Raw genomic sequence first — 13,951 nt, forward strand, 5'->3', positions numbered from 1 at the left:
TGCGTCAGTTTCTGAGCGGCTTGCCGGTTTCGAGCATGTGCTCGATCCGGTCCAGCGTCGGCACGGTCTGGACCAGGGCGTAGAACGCCTCCTGTTCGAGCCCGAGCACCTGCTCCTCGGTCAGCGTTTCCGTCATGTCGTGATCGCCCCCCGTCAGGATGGTCGCCAGCCACCCGGCGACCGTGACGTCATGCGGGGTCGCGATGCCCTGCCGGAGCATGCCGTCCACCGCCATGTTCAGCGCCAGCTTCCCGCCGGCCCCGGCCGGATGGAACTCCGGCTTCGCCGGCGGCGTGTAGCCGTCGACGAGCGCCAGCGCGCGCGCCTTGGCGTCCGCCAGAAGACGGTCGCGGTTCATGGTGATGCCGTCGCCGTCGCGGAGGATATGCATCCGCCGCGCCTCGGCCGCGGATTTCGACACGCGCGCGGTGGCGATCATCTCGAACACCTCGCGCACCGGCGGCATCGGCCCTTTCGGCGTCCGCTTGTCCGCCGCCAGACGCAGCAGCATCTCGCCGCAGCCGCCCCAGCCCGGAATCAGACCCACGCCGCATTCCACCAGACCGATATAGCTTTCCGCATGGGCCTGGATGGCGTCCGCGTGCAGCGTGATCTCGCATCCGCCGCCGAGCGCCAGCCCCGCGGGCGCCGCGACGACCGGGAAAGGAGCATATTTGAGCGATTTGAACACCGTCTGGCCGCGCGCGATCAGCTTCTTGATCTCGCCGAACGCCGCCATGTTGGCCGCGAACTGCGCCAGACCCAGATTGGCCCCGGCCGAGAACTGCGTCGCGTCGGTGTAGATCACCAGCGCCTTGAAATTCTCCTTCACGTGCTCGATGGACTTCTCGAGGATCGCCAGCACGCGCTCCTCGAAAGTGTTCATCTTCGTCGTGATCTCGAAACAGGCCACGCCGTCGCCGATATCCCAGAGCGCGCCGGCCTTGCTCGACAGGACGGGCTTGCCCTTCCGGCGTACGTCGCTCAGCAGCAGCACGCCCTCCGGACGCGGCACCGGACGATACTCGCCGTCAGCCCCCAGCTCGTTCGGAACGCCGTCGATATCCTTGTAGAACTTTCGGTCGCCGGCCGTCTCGATCAACGCGGGCACGGCGATGCCTTCCTGCTTCAGCAGGGCGGCGAATTTCGCCGCGCCGATCTGGTCGATCAGGGCGAACGGCCCCATCTTCCAGTTGAAGCCAAGCTCCATCGCCCTGTCGATCCCGGAGATATCGTCGGAAATCTCCGGCACCAGCGACGCCGCATAGGCGAGCGTCTCGCCCATCACCTTGCGCGCATAGGCGCCGAGCCTGTCCTGCGCGCCCAGCAGACCCGCCGCGTCCCGGCCTTCCGGCGGCAGCGAAGCCCGCCGCGACGGCGCGTATGCGCCGGTCTTGAGATCGATGGATTCCTTGACCTTGCCGCCGCCTTCCCGGTTGATCCGGTAGAACCCGCCCTTGCCCTTGCGGCCGGTATAGCCGTCCGCGATCATCTTCGGGACGAGCGGCAGTTCCCCGGCGAACGCATGGTAGCGATCCCCCTCGGCCAGCAGCGAGGTCATCGAAGCCGCGATATGCGGCATCAGGTCGATGCCCACGAGATCGAGCAGCCCGAACACGCCCGTCTTGGGAATGCCGAACGGACGGCCGATGACGGCGTCGACTTCCTCGACGGTCAGCCCCTGCTCGACCGCGACGCCGGCCGCGACCTGCATCCAGAACGTGCCGATGCGGTTGGCGATGAAGCCCGGCGTGTCCTTGGCCTTCACCACCGTCTTGCCGAGCGAGCGGTCGCAGAACGCCGTGAGCCGGGCGACATGCGCCGGATCGGTGAGCGGGCCGCCGACGATTTCGAGCAGCCGCATGTAGCGCGGCGGATTGAAGAAATGGGTGATGAGGAAATCACGCGCGAACCGCTCCGGCATCCCCTCGACCAGTCTGGCCAGCGGAATGGTGGAGGTGTTCGACGAGACGGGCGTGCCGGGACGGCGCACCTCGTCGAGCCGGCGATACAGCCCCTGCTTGAGGTCGAGGCGCTCGATGATGACCTCGACCACCCAGTCGCAGTCCGCGACCTTGCCGAGATCGTCCTCGATCGTGCCCGTCGTGATGAGCTTCGCCGCCGCCGGGTCCATGAAGGCCGCCGGATCGGCCTTGAGCGCCTTGGCGATCGCCCCGTCGGCAAGCGCGTTGGGATTGGACCCCTCCGCCTTGCGATCGAGCAGCAGGACGGGAACGCCGGCATTGGCGATCTGGGCGGCGATCCCCGCGCCCATCACCCCCGATCCGATCACGCAGACGCGGGAGAATGGCGACGCAACGCCGCCTTCCCCGCCGGATTTCATAGCCTCGGTCATCAGATGCGCTCCAGAACCGTGGCGATGCCCTGACCGCCGCCGATGCACTGGGTGGCCAGCGCGTGGCTCACCCCCTCGCGACACAGGAGCTGCGCGGCCTTGCCGACGATGCGCGCGCCCGTGGCGCCCAGCGGATGGCCGAGCGCGATCGCGCCGCCGTCGATGTTCAGCGTCTCGTCGCGCACGCCGAGATCCTTCACGCAGGCGATGGCCTGCGCGGCGAACGCTTCGTTCAGCTCGACGACGCCGATATCGCCGATCGTGAGTCCCGCACGCTCCAGCGCCTTGCGGGACGCCGCGATCGGGCCGAGCCCCATCGTCTCCGGATCACAGCCGGAGACGGCGATCGAGCGCACGCGCGCCATCTTCTGCAGGCCCTTGCGGTCGGCATACGCCTCCGAGCAGACCAGAACGGCGGCGGCGCCATCCGTCAGCGGGGAGGACGTGCCCGCCGTGACGGTGCCTTCCGTCGCGTCGAAAGCAGGCTTCAGACCCGCCAGCCCTTCGATCGTCGTCTCGGGACGCGGGCACCCGTCGGCGGACACCACGCCGTCCGTCGTCCGGATCGGCACGATCTCTTCCTCCAGATGACCGGCCGCGACGGCGTCCCGCGTGCGGATCTGGCTGCGCAGGGCGAACGCGTCCTGCTCCGCGCGGCTGATCTCGTAGCGACGCGCCACGTTTTCCGCGGTGATGCCCATATCCATGTAGGCGCCCGGACGCGCCTTGTAGAGCGCCGGATTCGGCAGCGGATTGAAGCCGCCCATCGGGATGCGCGTCATGCTCTCGACCCCGGCGCAGATGAACGCCTCGCCCGCGCCCATGCGGATCGCGCCCGCCGCCATGTGGACGGACTGCATGGAGGAGCCGCAGAAGCGGTTGACGGTCACACCGGCGACGGAAATCGGCAGCCCGGCGAGCAGACCGACGATCCGGCCGAGATTGAATCCCTGCTCGGCTTCCGGAAAGGCGCAGCCGAGGATCAGATCCTCGATCTCTTCAGGCGTGATCCCCGTGCGTTCGACCAGTCCGCGCACGACCTGCGCCGCGATGTCGTCGGGACGGGTCTTCACGAAGCGGCCCTTTCGCGCGAGCTGGAAAGGGGATCTCGCATAACCTGCGATAACGACGGAATTCATTGGATATGCTCCTGAAGCTGGGCCTGAAAACTGGGCCTGAAGCTGGCGCCGGATTATGTCTAACGTTTGTAAGTCCAGCCCTCATGTTCCCACTTCCCTATCGAATAATGAGTCGAACGCCCGAAGCAAAGACGCTTTATGTCGATTACACGATTCGTTGATCACCTTCCGCGGCTTGAGCCACCCACGCCATATGCGGCAAAAGTCAGTAAAAATCATGCATTATCAATATATTGGCTTAAATCCGCGCCATCTTCCGCCGCCGAGCCGGCGCAAAAAAAGAATTGAACGTTCGTTAGATTCGCGCACCGCCACCGCCAAAAAACAACCTCCCCGGCGAGACGGACAGAGTCTCTTCCTTGCCCCCACAAGACGGATCGGGGAGGAGTAAAGAACGATCTCAAACATGTGAGGACAAGACCTTCTCAAAAAATAATCCTTTCCTATCAAATATCTATCCGAAAATCCCGCGTCCATCCCTCTCCGAGCCTCCGCCCGCACCCCGCGCAAATGTACCTATCGACTGTTCGAAAGCACGCGACGGCGATATACAGACCCCCGCCGAGGCCCTTAACCGCGCCCCGCACCCTGTCGAGACTCGTACCATCCGGAGAAGCTGCATGACCGAACGGGAGACCATGACGTTCGATGTCCTCATCGTCGGTGGAGGGCCGTCCGGCCTCGCGGCGGCGATCCGGCTCAAGCAGCTCCTGCCCGACCTCGCCGTCTGCCTGGTCGAGAAAGGCAGCGAGATCGGCGCCCATATCGTGTCGGGCGCCGTCATCGACCCCCACGCCCTGGGGGAACTCCTCCCGGACTGGCGCGATCGCGACTCCCCGCTCACGACGCCGGTCACGGATGAGGACATGTACTACCTCACGCAGAACCGGGCCTTTCGCGTGCCGGCCCTCGGCCTGCTGATGCCGCATCTCGCCAATCACGGAAATTTCGTCATCAGCCTCGGCGATTTCTGCCGCTGGCTCGCCGCACAGGCGGAGCAGCTCGGCGTCGAGATCTATCCCGGATTCGCCGCGGCGGACGTGCTGATCGAGGAGGGCCGCGTCGCCGGCGTGCTCACGGGCGACATGGGCATCACCCGCGCGGGCGAAGAGGGGCCGAACTACGCGCCGGGGATGGAACTCCGCGCGACCTATACGCTCTTCGCCGAAGGATGCCGCGGCTCGCTCACCAAGACGCTCATGGCCCGCTACGCCCTGCGCGAGGGCGCCGATCCCCAGACCTACGGGCTCGGCATCAAGGAGGTCTGGGAAATCCCGGCGGACCGGCACCGGCCGGGCCACGTCGTGCACAGCTTCGGCTGGCCGCTGGACGATCACACCTATGGCGGCGCATGGCTCTACCATTTCGGCAGGAATCTCGTCTCCTACGGCTTCGTGACGGGGCTCGCCTACAGCAACCCGTGGCTGTCGCCCTATGACGAAATGCAACGCACCAAGCTGCACCCGCTCTTCCGCCCCATTTTCGAGGGCGGACGCCGCCTGATCTACGGCGCGCGCGCCCTGTCCGAAGGCGGCCTGCAATCCATTCCGCGCCTCACCTTCCCCGGCGGCGCGCTGGTCGGCGACGCGGCGGGATTCCTCAACACGCCGAAAATCAAGGGCACGCATACCGCGATGAAATCGGGCATGCTCGCCGCCGAGGCGATTGCCGACGCCCTTGCGGGGAAGGAAGCGGAACCCGTGTCCTACACGGCGCGTTTCCGTTCCTCCTGGCTGCACGAGGAGTTGCATGGCGCGCGCAACATCCGCCCGGCCTTCGCGAAATGGGGGACGCGGCGCGGCGCGCTCTATGCGGGATTCGACGCGGCCCTCCTGCGTGGACGCGCCCCATGGACCCTGCATTTCACCCATGGCGACAACGAGGCGCTCGCCCCGGCCGCATCTTCTCCGAAGCCCGCCTATCCGAAGCCGGACGGCAAGATCACGTTCGACAAGCTGTCCTCGGTCTTCCTGTCGAACACCAATCACGAGGAAGACCAGCCGGTCCATCTCAGGCTGCGCGACCCGGATCTGTGGCGGCCCGTCAACTGGGACCGGTTCCGCGCGCCCGAGAGCCGCTATTGCCCGGCCGGCGTGTACGAGGTAGCCGATGCGGAGACGGAACCAAGGCTCGTGATCAACGCGCAGAATTGCGTTCACTGCAAGACCTGCGACATCAAGGACCCGGACCAGAACATCGACTGGCGCACGCCGGAAGGCGGCGGCGGTCCGAACTACCCCGGCGGCATGTAGAGGCGCCGGGACTTTCGAGGCTCCGGAGCGACATCCGACCGGATGGAATCGCTCCGGACTCAATGATCTGGAGCCCCTCTCCCGCTCCATCGCGGATCGGGAGAGGGGCTCAGGGGTCGTCCCGGCGGGAGGACCCCGGCTTGTCGTTTACGAGGCTGAATCACGCGTCTGGCCGCTTCAGCCCGAACCCATCGGACTCCAGGGAGGTGTCATGAAAATTCTCGTCCCCATCAAACGCGTCGTGGACTACAACGTGAAGGTCCGCGTCAAGATGGACGGCTCCGGCGTCGATCTGACCGGCGTGAAGATGTCGATGAACCCCTTCGACGAGATCGCCGTCGAGGAGGCCATCCGCCTCCGCGAGAAAGGCGCCGCCACGGAGGTCGTCGTCGTGTCCGTCGGCGTCGCGCAGGCCGCCGACACGCTGCGGACGGCAATGGCCATGGGCGCGGACCGCGCGATTCTCGTCCAGTCCGAGGAAAGCCCGGAGCCGCTCGCCGTCGCCAAGATCCTCAAGGCGCTCGTCACGCGCGAATCGCCCGATCTCGTCATCCTCGGCAAACAGGCCATCGACGACGACATGAACGCGACGGGCCAGATGCTCGCCGGCCTGCTCGACTGGCCGCAGGCGACCTTCGCCAGCAAGATCGAGAAAACCGGCGACGGCATCGAGGTCACGCGCGAGGTCGATGGCGGCTCCGAGACGCTCGCCCTCGCCCTGCCGGCCGTCGTGACGGCCGATCTGCGCCTCAACGAGCCGCGCTACGCGTCGCTGCCCAACATCATGAAGGCGAAGAAAAAGCCGCTCGAAACCCTTCAGGCCGCCGATCTCGGCGTCGATATGGGCCGCCGCCTGACCGTCGTGTCCGTCGCGGAACCCCCGGGCCGCAAGGCAGGCGTCAAGGTCGGCAGCGCCGCCGAACTCGTCGAGAAACTGCGCAACGAAGCCAAGGTGATCTGACTCATGACCGCACTCGTCCTTCTGGATGCCGAAGGCGGCTCCATCCTCCAGACCTCCCGCTCCGCCATCGCGGCGGCGGCCAGGCTCGGCGAGATCGACGCCCTCGTGATCGGCAGCCCCGACACGATCGAGGCCGCCGCCGCGGACGCCGCGCGGATTCCCGGCCTCCGCAAGGTGCTGACGGCCGCCTCCGACGCCTTCGCGCACAGCCTCGCCGAACCGCTGGCCGCCCTGATCGTCTCGCTCGCGCCGTCCTACGACCATATTGTCGCGGCCTCGACCGCCATCGGCAAGAACGCGCTTCCCCGCGCGGCCGCCCTGCTCGACGTGCAGATCATTCCCGACGTGATGGAAATCGTGGACGCGGAGACATTCGTGCGTCCGATCTTCGCCGGCAATGCGATCGTCACGCTGCGCTCGTCGGACGCAAAGAAAGTCCTGACCATCCGCACCACGAATTTCGACCCCGCTCCCGCCGAGGGCGGCAGCGCGCCGATCGAATCCGTCGCCGCGCCCGCCCATGCGGACACGTCGCGCTTCGTTTCGGAGGCGCATTCCGAGAGCGGCCGCCCGCAGCTCGAAACCGCGCGCATCATCGTCTCCGGCGGCCGCGGCATGCAAAGCGCCGAGGGCTTCAAGATCCTCGATCCCCTCGCCGACAAGCTGGGCGCCGCCATCGGCGCGTCGCGAGTCGCCGTCGATTCGGGCTTCGTGCCCAACGATTATCAGGTGGGCCAGACCGGCAAGATCGTGGCGCCGGATCTCTACATCGCCTGCGGCATTTCGGGCGCGATCCAGCATCTCGCCGGCATGAAGGACAGCAAGGTCATCGTCGCGATCAACAAGGACGAGGACGCGCCGATCTTCCAGGTCGCCGATTACGGCATCGTCGGCGATCTCTTCACCGTGGTGCCCGAGCTGGAAAAAGCGCTCGGCTGAGCAACGTCTCCCAACATATGGGCCGGTTGCCCGCGCGCGACGCGGCGTCCGGCCCATCCTCGCCCGAAAGGGCCGGGACAGGCGCGCCGCCGCGTTCATGATTCTAACAACCGCTCGCTTCATATAAGGGCGTCAATCAAGAGAGTGTGAAGCCGAGGAAGGCAGTTTCGGCCCGCCGGTTTCTTGCACAATGTTCATCTGCGGCTCATAATTCGCACATCGCTTGACTCCAGTCAGAGGATCAATGCCCTCCAATAGACTACCAAACGTTTGGTTTGATCCAACGCGGTCATCTCCAGGAGGCGATTACGATGATGATGAAAACAACCTCCCGTTCCGCGACCTGCGGCGCCCTGACCGCCCTCTCCCTGCTCGTGCCGCTCCGCTCGGCCCTGGCCTCCGGCTTCGCCCTGCGCGAGACCGACGCCATGTCCGTCGGCAGCGCCTATATCGGCGGCGTCAGCCGCGCGAATGACGCCGCCACCGTCGTCCTCAATCCGGCCGGCATGTCTTTCCTCGACCACAGCGAGATCGAGAACAATCTGTTCTACGCCGATCCCAACGCCCGCTTCCGCGGCCAGAACTTCATGGGCCCCGGAGTCACGACCTCTGGCGTGCAAGGCAATCGCGGCATCACCGACGCCGCCACGGGCGCGGCCTACGGCGTCTGGAAGATCAATTCCCGCTGGGCCGTCGGTTACGGATTCTACACCCCGTACGGCCAGCGCGCGAACTATCCCCAGAACTGGGTCGGCCGCTACCAGAGCCTCGTGACCTCCATCACCGATTACGAACTGTCGGTCATGGCGTCCTATCGCGTCACCAAACGGCTCTCCATCGGCGCGGGTCCCCGGCTCGGCTATCTCGCCGGACGTTTCACGCAAGCGGTCAATCTCGGCCCGATCAACACCATCTTCGGCGACACGACCGCGGACCTGACCGCCAACGCCTTCGCGTTCGGCTATGACGTCGGGGCGATCTACAAGGTGGACGACGCGACCCAGATCGGCGTCAACTACCAGTCGCGCATGAGTTACAACATGTCGTCGCGCACGAAATTCTCGCCCCCGCCGGCCCTCGCCGCCATTTCCTCGATCAACAACCTGCTCATCGCCGAAAGCGGCCACGGCTCGCTTCAGGTCACGCTGCCCGACAGTGTCTCGTTCGGTATTACCCGCGTCCTCTCGCCCCGCTGGACCCTGATGCTCGAAGGCCAGTGGACGCACTGGTCCCTCATCCAGTCGCTGAACAACATCTCCGATCACGGGGGCGCGAACACCACGGTGCCGGTCGGCTGGCGCAACACGTGGTTCGGCGGCATATCGGCGACCTACAAGGTTTCGAACGCCATTCTGCTCCGCGGCGGCGTGAGCTACGACGAAAGCCCGGCGACCCTCGCCAACCGCAACACCCGCACGCCTGACACCAATCGTTTCGATCTCGGCTTCGGCGTCGATTACCGTCCGTTCGATCGCGTCACCGTGACGCTCGGATACGCGCATATCTTCGGCACGAACCCCCATATCGACAACAGCGCCTCGAACATGTCGGGCCGAATCGTCGGCGTCTACAACGACTACGCCAACGTCGTCGTGATCGGCACGCATCTGCGTTTCTGACCTTCATCTTCCTCGCGATGTCGGCCGGGCCGCCCGCAAGAGGTCCAGCCGACCCTCTCGCCACCGAAAGACTTCCCGATGAACACCATGACCAGCACGACGATCCCGCGAGAGTCCTCTCCCGACGCCCTGCCCCGAGACCTCTTCGCCCTGCTCGACGGCACCGCCGCCCAGCGCCCCGACGCACGCGCGCTCGATTTCATGGGCAGGACGATGACCTATCGCGAGTTGCACCGCACGGTGGAACGCGTGGCCGCCGGTCTCCAGGATCTGGGCGTGAAAAAGGGGGACCGTGTCGGCCTGTCATTGCCGAACACCCCCTATTCCGTGATCTTCTTTTTCGCCGTGCAGCGGCTGGGCGCGATCGTCGTCAATCTCAACCCGCTCTATGTTCAGCACGAGGTGAAGCAGATTCTCATCGCCTCCGGCGTCTCGGTCCTCGTGCTTTCGGATCTCAAGGCGATCGCCCAGGGCACGTTCCTCGCGACGGAAAAGACGCAGGTCCGCCATATCGTCGTCTGCCCGTTCGCCGCCGCGCTCCCGCCGGTGAAATCCATCCTCTTCCGGATCGCCAAGGCCAAGGACATCTGGCGCGTCCCCGAGGACGAGCGGATCGTCCCCTATTCCGTCCTGGCCCGCAGCGATTCGACATTGCGGCCGGTCGCGATCGACCCGTCGCGCGATGTCGCGGTCCTTCAGTTCACCGGCGGCACGACCGGCACGCCCAAGGCCGCCATGCTGACGCACGGCAATCTCCTGTCCAACATCCAGCAGGTGCAGGGCATGGTCCGGGAGGCGCTGGCCCAGCCCCCGGTCACGCTCGGCATCCTGCCGCTCTTCCATGTGTTCGCGCTGATGGCGGTCATGCTGCTGACGGTCGTGGCAGGCGGCGAAATCGTCCTCCTCCCCCGCTTCGACGCGAAGACGACCCTCGGCACGCTGCGCCGCACCCGGGTCTCCATCCTTCCCGCGGTGCCGACGATCCTCACGGCGCTCCTGCGGGAAAAGGCACTCACCCCCGATCTCTTCACGCATATGCGCGCCGTGATCTCGGGCGGCGCGCCCTTGCCGGTCGCGCTGAGAAAGCGCTTCGAGGAAACCGCCCGATGCCCCGTCGTGGAAGGGTACGGCCTCAGCGAGACCTCGCCGGTGCTGACCCTCAACCCGCTGGGCGCCGTGCGCGACGGCTCCTGCGGCAAGATCGTGATGAACACCGATCTGCAGATCCGCAGCCTCGATAACGTGGCCGAGCAGGTGCCCCAGGGCCAGAAGGGCGAGGTCTGCGTCCGCGGCCCGCAGGTGATGCCCGGCTACTGGCGCGGCGACGAGATCGCATCCCCCTTCACCGAAGACGGCTATTTCCGCACCGGCGACGTCGGCTATGTCGATGCGGACGGGTATCTCTTCCTCGTCGACCGGCTGAAGGACATCATCATCTGCGGCGGCTACAACGTCTACCCGCACGCGATCGAGGAAGCGCTGCACAAGCACCCCGCCGTGCTGGAGACCATCGTCCTGGGCGTGCCCGACTCCTATCGCGGCCAGGCGCCGAAAGCCTTCGTCGTTCTGCGGCCCGGCGCCCGGGCGACGGCCGAGGAACTCGCCACGCATCTGGAGGAGTATCTCTCGAAGATCGAACGCCCGAAGGAAATCGTCTTCCGCGACACGCTGCCCAAGACGCTCATCGGGAAGCTCTCCCGCAAGGATCTGATGATTCAGGAAGGTCTCACCTCCTCCTGATCACCTCTCCCGGACCGGGCCGGACAGCCACGCCTCCAGCGTCTCGAAAACGATCTCCCCCGCAGGGGGAGGTTCGTTGAAGATCTCGTGGTAGAGCCCCTCGAAAAGATGCAGCTCCACACGGCCAGCCGGAGCGGCGGCGGCGAAATCGATGCTGCCCTGAGGATCGACGACCCGGTCGGCCCCCGCCGCCAGCAGCAGGGTGGGCACATCCAGCGCGGGCGCGTCACGAATGCACGCCTCTCCGGCCCGGAGAAAATAATCGACCAGCGACAGGGTGATCCATCCCGTCCCGAGCGGATCGCTCCGCGCGGCCTGCCCGAAAGCGGCGTCATGCGACAAATCGGCCGGAGAAATGCCCGCGCGGAGCGGCAGACCAGGCACGACGCGGGCAAGCAGCCGCGCCACATGGCTCAGCGCGCGGCCGACGGGTAGACGCAGGGCGGGCGAGCTGAGAATCAGGCGGGGCGGGGCGACACGCCCGTCCAGCACGGCCCGGGCCGCCGTCAACCCGCCCATGCTATGCCCGAACAGCAACGGCTCATGCGGCAATTCCTGCGCGAAGGCGCGATAGACCGTCGTCAGATCGCGCGGCAGATCGTCGAGACGACGGATCGCCCCGCGCCGCCCGGGAGAAAGGCCATGCCCCCGATGATCGTAACTTCTGACCGCATAACCGCGCGCGCGGAACCACGCCGCCAGATGGGCATAACGGCCGCTATGTTCCCCATAGCCATGGACGAGCAGAACGCCGCGCTCCGCGCCCGGAAGCGGCCAGTCCCGCCGGGCGAGCGCCACGCCATCCTCCATCACCTGCCGGTCAACTCGTCCCGGATCGTCTTCAGCCATGCGTCGACCGCCCTTCGAACCCGTCCCCGGAGCGGCAAGACCGCGCTCACGCGGCGATGCCTCCTTATTACGCGGCCGGGAGGCGCGCTTCAAGGTTCGGGGGGCGACGGTCAGGAAACAGCGTTCTTTTTTGAAAAAAGAACCAAAAAACTTTTTCGACCTGCGGTACAGTCCCCCGGTGACGCTCCGCCGCCAAAGGATCAAAATCTTTTTGCTTCTTTTTCTGGAGAACAAGAAGGCCATCCCCACCGGCAACCGGAACAGCCCATATTTCTGACATGAGGCAGGTCAACATGCAGCCTTTTACCGTGATTCTCGTCCGCCATGGCCATGTCGAGGGCATAGAACCGCCGAGATTCCGCGGCAGGATCGACCTGCCCCTGACCGAACGCGGACGCCGACAGGCCGTCGCCACGGCTGATTTCATTTCATCCCGCTGGACGGCATCCGCCATTTATTCCAGCCCGCTGAGCCGGTGCATGGACACCGCCGAAGCCATAGCAAAAAAACAGACCGTTCCCGTGCTCCCCCTGCCGGACCTGCTCGATATCGACTACGGAACATGGCAGGGCAGGACACGGGATGAGGTCAAATCCGCCGCGCCCGAACTGTTCAAGGCGTGGATGGAGCAGCCTCACCTCACCGTCATCGACAGGGCCGAGACGTTGCAGGACGTCCAGGCCCGTCTGATCAGGGCCTTCGATCTCATGCGCAGAGCCCATCCCGACGGCACGGTCATCGCGATCGGACATGACAGCACGAACCGCATCTTCGTGAGCCTGGCCCTCGACCTGTCCCTGTCGCATTACTGGCGTCTCCAGCAAGATCCCTGCGCCATCAACGTCTTGCGCTTCGACGATGCCGGCAGCCACGTCGTCTCGATCAACCAAACCGCCCATCTGGCCGCCGACCTCTGACGCCCCAACCCGCGCTTTCCTTCCGGCCGATCTCACCTATCCACGCAGCCGGGCCTGAATCCAGTCGCCGATGAGACCGACGACCTTGTCTTCGATGCCGTAATAGCCGTGCGGCGTGAGAGAGCCGCAATCCCTCCGGGACCGGGTGATCCCGCCCGAAACCACCTGTACATCGACACGCGGGCTGTTGGTCATGGCGGCGGCGATCCTCGGCGCCATGCCGGCCGGAGCCACGTCGCATCGGTCGTCGCGATTGGCCACCACCAGAGCCGGAACGCGTACGCCCGCCGGGTCCGCGTCGAAAACGGTTTCATGGCTGCCGCCCATCAGGGAGACGGACTCGGTCAGGATCACGCCGGCCAGATCTCCGGGCCGCGCATGTGACGCGCCGTTCATCGCTGCGATCGACCCCTGACTCGTGCCGAGAAGAAACGCGGGGACGGCCGCCTCGTCATGCGCGAGCCGGATCAGACGCTCCACTACGCCGCCATATCGCACCGAACTGCGCAAACCCCTGAGATTGGCGCGATCGACCGTATCGGGGATCAGCACGGCATAGCCGCGGGCCGCCCAGAGCGCCCGCGTCCGGACCGTGAAATTATCGCCATGGCGGATCTCGCCGTCGCGGGAAAGACCGACATCGCCCGCGCCGCCGGGCAGCATGACGATGATCGCTCTCGGGCGATCCGGCATGACGAGGAGCGCGCGCTGACGCCCGCCCTCCGCGAGAGGCATCTCCATCAACCGCTCCACCAGCGGCTGCGCCCGCGTCGCCGGGGCGAGTGCTGCGACCGAGAAAAGGGCAAGAACCGTCACCCCCGATCGGACGCTCATGACCGACATGTCTCGTTTCCCTTCGTGCCTCTCACGCGCGCCCCCTGCCGCCTGTTTTCATTGATGCAGCACGATCATTTCCGCAACAGGACCGTTGACCGTTTTCCTTCCCCAAGCCAAAAGGAAACGTAACGCCCCAAGGCGAACGCGAACGGCGCGCGTATCTGGGGGAAACATTCACCACCCCGCAACGGGAGCGGTTCAAAAAACGGCGGAACCCCGCCGATCGCCGGGTTAGCACAGCGGTAGTGCAGCGGTTTTGTAAACCGAAGGTCGGGGGTTCAAATCCCTCACCCGGCACCAGAGTTGGCCGCACGGCCGGGATCGAGACCGCCGCACATGTCG

Annotated in this window: 11 protein-coding genes and 1 tRNA gene; 8 read left to right on the forward strand and 4 right to left on the reverse strand. The window is 65.8% G+C overall.

Annotated features, from left to right (window positions below):
• Positions 1 to 4: 4 nt before the first annotated feature.
• Together EDC31_RS05910 and EDC31_RS05915 are read right to left on the reverse strand one after the other, a co-directional pair.
• Positions 5 to 2,356 carry a 3-hydroxyacyl-CoA dehydrogenase/enoyl-CoA hydratase family protein gene (locus EDC31_RS05910; RefSeq protein WP_081797427.1) on the reverse strand — a complete coding sequence of 784 codons (2,352 nt, stop codon included), beginning with the start codon at positions 2,354 to 2,356 and terminating at the stop codon, positions 5 to 7.
• Positions 2,356 to 3,495, reverse strand: a complete 1,140-nt coding sequence (locus EDC31_RS05915; RefSeq protein ID WP_042056588.1) for a thiolase family protein — start codon at positions 3,493 to 3,495, stop codon at positions 2,356 to 2,358. Before EDC31_RS05915 ends, EDC31_RS05910 begins: the two co-directional genes overlap by 1 nt.
• 605 nt (positions 3,496 to 4,100) lie before the next feature.
• On the opposite strand from EDC31_RS05915, the gene EDC31_RS05920 reads away from it, so the two are divergent.
• The 5 genes from EDC31_RS05920 (at position 4,101) to EDC31_RS05940 (ending at position 11,006) form a co-directional block, all read left to right on the forward strand.
• Positions 4,101 to 5,747, forward strand: coding sequence for an electron transfer flavoprotein-ubiquinone oxidoreductase (locus EDC31_RS05920; RefSeq protein ID WP_261753828.1), 1,647 nt, complete (start codon positions 4,101 to 4,103; stop codon positions 5,745 to 5,747).
• Positions 5,748 to 5,958: 211 nt separating this feature from the next.
• Positions 5,959 to 6,708, forward strand: coding sequence for an electron transfer flavoprotein subunit beta/FixA family protein (locus EDC31_RS05925; RefSeq protein ID WP_042056585.1), 750 nt, complete (start codon positions 5,959 to 5,961; stop codon positions 6,706 to 6,708).
• A gap of 3 nt (positions 6,709 to 6,711) precedes the next feature.
• On the forward strand, positions 6,712 to 7,647 hold the full coding sequence (locus EDC31_RS05930) for an FAD-binding protein (protein WP_042056582.1): 936 nt from the start codon (positions 6,712 to 6,714) through the stop codon (positions 7,645 to 7,647).
• A 311-nt stretch (positions 7,648 to 7,958) separates the two neighbouring features.
• Positions 7,959 to 9,266 (forward strand): OmpP1/FadL family transporter, encoded by a 1,308-nt coding sequence (locus EDC31_RS05935; RefSeq protein WP_042056580.1) that lies wholly within the window; start codon positions 7,959 to 7,961, stop codon positions 9,264 to 9,266.
• Positions 9,267 to 9,344: 78 nt separating this feature from the next.
• A complete protein-coding gene (locus tag EDC31_RS05940; RefSeq protein ID WP_042056578.1) occupies positions 9,345 to 11,006 on the forward strand; it encodes a long-chain-fatty-acid--CoA ligase in 1,662 nt (553 codons plus the stop codon).
• On the opposite strand, the gene EDC31_RS05945 is transcribed toward EDC31_RS05940, so the two are convergent.
• The gene (locus tag EDC31_RS05945; RefSeq protein ID WP_042056576.1) at positions 11,007 to 11,855 is read right to left on the reverse strand and encodes an alpha/beta hydrolase; all 849 of its coding nucleotides are present in this window, start codon (positions 11,853 to 11,855) and stop codon (positions 11,007 to 11,009) included. It abuts the gene before it with no gap.
• Here EDC31_RS05945 and EDC31_RS05950 point away from each other — a divergent pair.
• Both EDC31_RS05950 and EDC31_RS05955 read left to right on the forward strand, forming a co-directional pair.
• The gene (locus EDC31_RS05950) at positions 11,854 to 12,132 is read left to right on the forward strand and encodes a hypothetical protein (RefSeq protein WP_132126948.1); all 279 of its coding nucleotides are present in this window, start codon (positions 11,854 to 11,856) and stop codon (positions 12,130 to 12,132) included. The two genes, EDC31_RS05945 and EDC31_RS05950, sit on opposite strands and share 2 nt — an antisense overlap.
• 16 nt (positions 12,133 to 12,148) lie before the next feature.
• Positions 12,149 to 12,772 (forward strand): histidine phosphatase family protein, encoded by a 624-nt coding sequence (locus tag EDC31_RS05955; protein ID WP_042056625.1) that lies wholly within the window; start codon positions 12,149 to 12,151, stop codon positions 12,770 to 12,772.
• Between the two features lie 36 nt (positions 12,773 to 12,808).
• Here the strand turns inward: EDC31_RS05955 and EDC31_RS05960 are convergent, their stop codons facing one another.
• The gene (locus EDC31_RS05960) at positions 12,809 to 13,606 is read right to left on the reverse strand and encodes an alpha/beta hydrolase (protein ID WP_239641556.1); all 798 of its coding nucleotides are present in this window, start codon (positions 13,604 to 13,606) and stop codon (positions 12,809 to 12,811) included.
• Between the two features lie 228 nt (positions 13,607 to 13,834).
• Here EDC31_RS05960 and EDC31_RS05965 point away from each other — a divergent pair.
• Positions 13,835 to 13,909, forward strand: a tRNA-Thr gene (locus tag EDC31_RS05965).
• Positions 13,910 to 13,951: the final 42 nt, after the last annotated feature.

The organism is Acidomonas methanolica, assembly GCF_004346035.1.
GTDB classification, from domain to species: domain Bacteria; phylum Pseudomonadota; class Alphaproteobacteria; order Acetobacterales; family Acetobacteraceae; genus Acidomonas; species Acidomonas methanolica.

Bases quoted from the DNA above. Each gene is read 5' to 3' on its own strand.
- EDC31_RS05910 (WP_081797427.1), bottom strand. From the start codon at position 2,356: ATGACCGAGGCTATGAAATCCGGCGGGGAAGGCGGCGTTGCGTCGCCA.
- EDC31_RS05915 (WP_042056588.1), bottom strand. From the start codon at position 3,495: ATGAATTCCGTCGTTATCGCAGGTTATGCGAGATCCCCTTTCCAGCTC.
- EDC31_RS05950 (WP_132126948.1), top strand. From the start codon at position 11,854: ATGCGTCGACCGCCCTTCGAACCCGTCCCCGGAGCGGCAAGACCGCGC.
- EDC31_RS05940 (WP_042056578.1), top strand. From the start codon at position 9,345: ATGAACACCATGACCAGCACGACGATCCCGCGAGAGTCCTCTCCCGAC.
- EDC31_RS05925 (WP_042056585.1), top strand. From the start codon at position 5,959: ATGAAAATTCTCGTCCCCATCAAACGCGTCGTGGACTACAACGTGAAG.
- EDC31_RS05960 (WP_239641556.1), bottom strand. From the start codon at position 13,606: ATGAGCGTCCGATCGGGGGTGACGGTTCTTGCCCTTTTCTCGGTCGCA.
- EDC31_RS05935 (WP_042056580.1), top strand. From the start codon at position 7,959: ATGATGATGAAAACAACCTCCCGTTCCGCGACCTGCGGCGCCCTGACC.
- EDC31_RS05930 (WP_042056582.1), top strand. From the start codon at position 6,712: ATGACCGCACTCGTCCTTCTGGATGCCGAAGGCGGCTCCATCCTCCAG.
- EDC31_RS05945 (WP_042056576.1), bottom strand. From the start codon at position 11,855: ATGGCTGAAGACGATCCGGGACGAGTTGACCGGCAGGTGATGGAGGAT.
- EDC31_RS05955 (WP_042056625.1), top strand. From the start codon at position 12,149: ATGCAGCCTTTTACCGTGATTCTCGTCCGCCATGGCCATGTCGAGGGC.